We start from the raw sequence: 3184 nt of genomic DNA, 5'->3' as shown, positions 1-3184 counted from the left end.
CCGGTCATCTCGTCGATGCTGCGGGTCTCAATGCCTTCGGCGGCACGTTCCGGGGCCAGGCGATAGGTCTCGCAGACATCCCGACAGCGCTCGGCGAAATCACCATCGCGCGGGGTGTTGATCCAGCCTTGCACGCGATGCGGCTTGAGATCGACCTCGCGTAAGAAGCGTCCGATGGAGTGCGCGGAGATGGCGTCGACGATCCCACGCGCCTTGGCCTCTTCGGCCAAGTCCTCATGGGTCCAGCGCGCCAGCTTCACCCCCTCGCGAACCGCAGGCTCGCACGCTAGGGCAATGATGGCGCAGATCTGCTCGGGGGTGAAGGTCGGGGGTGTCCCCGAACGCGGATTATCGCTCAGACGCTCGAGCACCGGGTGATCCGCGCGCTCGCGCCAGCGTCGGCGCCAGCGTTGGACCAACGAGCGACTGACCTGCAACGTGGCGGCCGTTTCGTGCACCCCCGTGCCGGCGTCGGCGGCGAGAATGATTCGGGCTCGGGTCGCCAGTTGCTGCGCCGTGGTGTGCTGACGCACCAACGCCTCCAACTGGGTACGTTCTTTGTCGGTGAGGGAAACGGGAATCGGAGCACAGCGTGGCATCGTGTCATCAACTCATCGGCGAAACTCAAGACAGATGAGCAGAATGCCATCGATCGCCCAGAAACAGTATTAGGACTTTCACTCTAGACCACTAGCCCAATCAATTGCACAAGCGTTTTCGCAGAAAACCAAGTGACAGAATCGACTTGGGGGCTATTGTGCTCGCCAAGGATGCACCAGTGGCAAAAATGCTCGCAGTTGTTATTGAAGACGCCATAAGAGTCTTCACCAATACGGCTTCTTGCCCTTGCGACAATCTCTGGCGGCGGGAAGCTGTTTTTGTAGGTTTTCGCCTCGATTCCCTGACCATTGGAGAACTTCTCCAAAGTTGCAGTTTCTGGCCTTGATCATCGTTTCGCCCAAAACCCTAAATTATGGTAGGGTATCGCAAAACATACCAATATAAATCAGCGTGTTACGCCTGTGCTTCAGCCGTCAGTCCCGCAGGTGGACCAATCGATGATCAAGGCCCAGTTTCTACCGGTCCGGACGTTCTTCCGGCGGCGAGACCGGAGTAGTGGACGACATGGCCATCGCCGACGTAGATGCCGTGATGAGTATAGCCGCCCCGAGGACTGATAAGGTGGGCTCCGAGAGGGATATGATTCTTCATTTTGTTCTCGCTCATTATGTGACAGACAGTTCGCCTGACAGATTCGTGGTCTTGAACTGGCGCAATTCCCATCAGTGGTAGCGCAAACTTTTCGGCAAGACCATGCCATAGAAGCCGTCTTTCCCGGTCTGTGCATTCCCCTGAAGGACGCCTTTCAGCGATCGCTCAAGAATATCTGTGCCAACCTCGGTAAACTGCCGTCTTGTTTGAAATGATATGTGTTTGTCATGAGTGCCCATATAGGTGAGCGCCTGGGACAGAGCCCATTCGTTTCGCCCAACCGCACGCGACTCATCTTTCGTTCTCGCGAACAATCGTTGCTTAGTGGCGTCCGCCAAAGACATGCGATTGATAAGCTCGCTCGCAGTATCGCGATCCAGTGCGGTGCTCCTGGCAATCTCAATCCTGTCTTCTAGCAACTGTTGATGGCCGACGCCCTCTTTGGCGATGTCGCTCAAGAATTCCGTTAGATCAAGGGCGTGGTTGTGATGCCACTTAGCTTGATCCTTCGACGTCCATTCTTTTAATCCATTGGTACAGACAAGCACATAGCGTCTCCAGTCGACTTTGTAGGCATCATATCCCGTATTTCTCGCGTAAACGAGGCCATATTCCATTCCAATCTGAAACCCAGGGGAGTCGAAATGGAAGTACTCGATGATGTTGCCAAATCGGGTGCTAACACGCTCAGTCCTTGCATCAAGTCCAGTGTTGTTGCAGATCTCCTGCAGAAATCGTGACCGGAAATCGAGCTGATTAACCTCAACGAATTGAGGACTGACAATCCCATAAACCAAGTTAGATTTGCCGTCTTCTACATACCGAATCTTTAGGTCGTAACGGGAAAAGACATTAGCAATATCGGATTCAAGACGGCGGCTATCTTGATGGAATCGCGTTTGCCACCGATCCGCGATGTCCTCGAACTTATCGACATCGGGCCAGATTCTTCCGCCGATCTGATGTATCAAGGGTCGTAGGACTGCGCCCTGGAAGGCAATGCCCCGATGTACGATATCCAACCGTTTTCCGTTGGTAGCGAGGTGGGCTTCAGGGCACTGATCAATGGCAACCTCTCTGACTTGGCTCTCGAAATCGACTAAAGCAGTGAGTTGACTGACGACCTTCTGTTCATCCGTATTGTGGTTCCGCATTGGTCTTCTCCTCTTGTTACTTGTCAGACTCGCACAGGCTTGTATCGGTAGCCGACGGTCACGATGGCGCCGTCGTCGTCCTCGACGGCGTACGCATTGAGCTTCGGCTCGATCCTCGCGAATGTCTTCCGCGGAGTGTCTTTCTTGATACGGTCCCGGGCACACTTATCGAAATAGACCAGAGTCCCCGCCTTACCCTGCTCGATCTCACGGCCGTAGGCGTACAGCAAGTCGAGAACGGACTCGGAGATCGCGCGTTGTTGCATCCGAAATTGGGCGTGCTTCGTGAGTTGCATATCGGCTCTCGGTGCGGTTTCGTGGGTGGCCGGAAGCACCGGCTCTAACCTGAAGAACGACGCGCAGAGCGCAACTGACAAACTTTTTTCGGCCTGGACTGTCCTTCAGGCATCAAGAGGGCTACCGAATCCGAGCTGCGCCGGATTGCAGCGAAGGATGACGAGGCAGGCGAATGGCTGTGCCGGGAATGGCGAGGACAGGAGAACGCAGAAGCCTCTGCCAGAATGGCAGGCCTCGATTCGAGGGGGGAGAAGGGGCTTTCGCTTGCGAAAACGAGGCTTGTCGGAGCAGCTGAGCCCAGATCGGCAGCGCGTCGTCGGGAAGAAAGCAAGAACACGCCGAGCTCGAGCGCGTTCGCAGGAGGCGGTTAAACCGCGCCCAGAGCGGGATGCGTAACTTTCTGTGGTCGCCTGAAACCCGTGCTGCGCACACGGTTCGCAGGCGCCTTCACCGAATTACCGGAGTGATTTGTGTATGCTTGAGCTGGATCTCGTGAAATGGAGCCAAACCCCAGAGGATCT

Annotated in this window: 5 protein-coding genes; all 5 read right to left on the bottom strand. The window is 55.6% G+C overall.

What is annotated here, in order from left to right; all coding sequences use genetic code 11:
• Positions 1–599, bottom strand: a 599-nt coding sequence (locus G3480_RS25770) for a helix-turn-helix domain-containing protein (protein WP_164657066.1), incomplete at its 3' end; no start/stop codon positions are given.
• Positions 600–682: 83 nt separating this feature from the next.
• Positions 683–925 (bottom strand): lecithin retinol acyltransferase family protein, encoded by a 243-nt coding sequence (locus tag G3480_RS29650; RefSeq protein WP_164657065.1) that lies wholly within the window; start codon positions 923–925, stop codon positions 683–685.
• Positions 926–1062: 137 nt separating this feature from the next.
• Complete coding sequence (locus tag G3480_RS29645) at positions 1063–1212, bottom strand: lecithin retinol acyltransferase family protein (RefSeq protein WP_206171903.1); 150 nt, start codon at positions 1210–1212, stop codon at positions 1063–1065.
• Between the two features lie 71 nt (positions 1213–1283).
• Positions 1284–2366: a hypothetical protein gene (locus G3480_RS25755; RefSeq protein WP_164657064.1), complete on the bottom strand. Its 1083-nt coding sequence runs from the start codon at positions 2364–2366 to the stop codon at positions 1284–1286.
• Positions 2367–2389: 23 nt separating this feature from the next.
• On the bottom strand, positions 2390–2662 hold the full coding sequence (locus G3480_RS25750) for a DUF4258 domain-containing protein (protein ID WP_164657063.1): 273 nt from the start codon (positions 2660–2662) through the stop codon (positions 2390–2392).
• Positions 2663–3184 lie beyond the last annotated feature (522 nt).

It is taken from the genome of Thiorhodococcus mannitoliphagus (genome assembly GCF_010915725.1).
In the GTDB taxonomy this organism is placed as follows: domain Bacteria; phylum Pseudomonadota; class Gammaproteobacteria; order Chromatiales; family Chromatiaceae; genus Thiorhodococcus; species Thiorhodococcus mannitoliphagus.
This window is presented reverse-complemented; position numbering and strand designations above follow the sequence as displayed.

Bases quoted from the DNA above. Each gene is read 5' to 3' on its own strand.
- G3480_RS29645 (WP_206171903.1), bottom strand. From the start codon at position 1,212: ATGAAGAATCATATCCCTCTCGGAGCCCACCTTATCAGTCCTCGGGGC.
- G3480_RS25755 (WP_164657064.1), bottom strand. From the start codon at position 2,366: ATGCGGAACCACAATACGGATGAACAGAAGGTCGTCAGTCAACTCACT.
- G3480_RS25750 (WP_164657063.1), bottom strand. From the start codon at position 2,662: ATGCAACTCACGAAGCACGCCCAATTTCGGATGCAACAACGCGCGATC.